This window comes from Vibrio sp. S9_S30, from assembly GCF_014694455.1.
Classification (GTDB): domain Bacteria; phylum Pseudomonadota; class Gammaproteobacteria; order Enterobacterales; family Vibrionaceae; genus Vibrio.
The window spans coordinates 1-923 of record NZ_JAAUWT010000103.1 but is presented as its reverse complement, the minus strand read 5'-3'; the positions used below and the strand labels follow the sequence as shown (position 1 = coordinate 923).

The window sequence follows — 923 nt, the reverse complement described above, 5'->3', positions numbered from 1 at the left end:
GACTGCATGGGCACCTTAAACTTCTCATTGGATGTCGAAGGACTGGCTTCGGATACCTTGATTGTGCGCGAGTATCAGGGGCTAGAATCCCTCTCGGATTTTCAAGGCTGTCATGGCTTTCGCTATCACATTGAGCTCGCCAGCCGCTCGACCGACCTCACACCAGACCAAGTGGTCGACAAAAACGCGTGGCTGTCCGTCAGTCAAAACGGCGAAGTCACCCAACGTGTCCACGGGATTGTCCGTGCCTTCTCCAAAGGCGACACCGGACGACAGCATACCTTTTATTCGTTGACCTTAGTGCCTGCCATTGAACGTTTGTCGCTTCGCCAAAACAGCCGCATTTTTCAGGATTTAACCGTCCCTGAGATCCTGTCTGTGCTGTTTCAGGAAATGGGCATCAATGACTATGCCTTTTCCCTGAAACGGTCCTGTTTACCTCGGGAGTTTTGTGTGCAGTATCGGGAAACCGATTTGGATTTTATGCATCGCCTCGCCGCCGAAGAAGGGTTGGTCTACCGCTTTGTGCATGAGAAAAGCAAGCACACCATTGTGTTTTGCGATGACACCCAAGCCTACGACAGCTACCCATTTCCGGTGCCGTATAATGCGCTAGCTGGCGGCACCATCGATACCCCTTATGTGTTTGGGCTTACCGAGCGAGTGCGCTCCGATGTGTCCAGTGTTCAGTTTCAAGATTACAGCTTTAAGAAGCCCACCTACTCGTTCAAACAAGAGCAGCTTGGCGAGGAGATGGGCTATCAGCGTGATGGCTATGAGCATTACGATGCGCCCGCACGCTACAAAGACGACGACAGTGGCGCGGCGTTCAGCCAGTATCGCTTGGATTACCTGCGCCGCACGGCGCACATTGCGAATGGCAAAAGTAACCACCCTGCCCTGCAAGCGGGCACCAAGTTTAC

General features: G+C 53.1%; 1 protein-coding gene. It reads left to right on the top strand.

The features are described from left to right. Positions 1–6 precede the first annotated feature (6 nt). Positions 7–923: type VI secretion system tip protein TssI/VgrG (tssI, locus tag HC752_RS24265; protein WP_190337739.1), on the top strand; the 917-nt coding region annotated here is incomplete at its 3' end.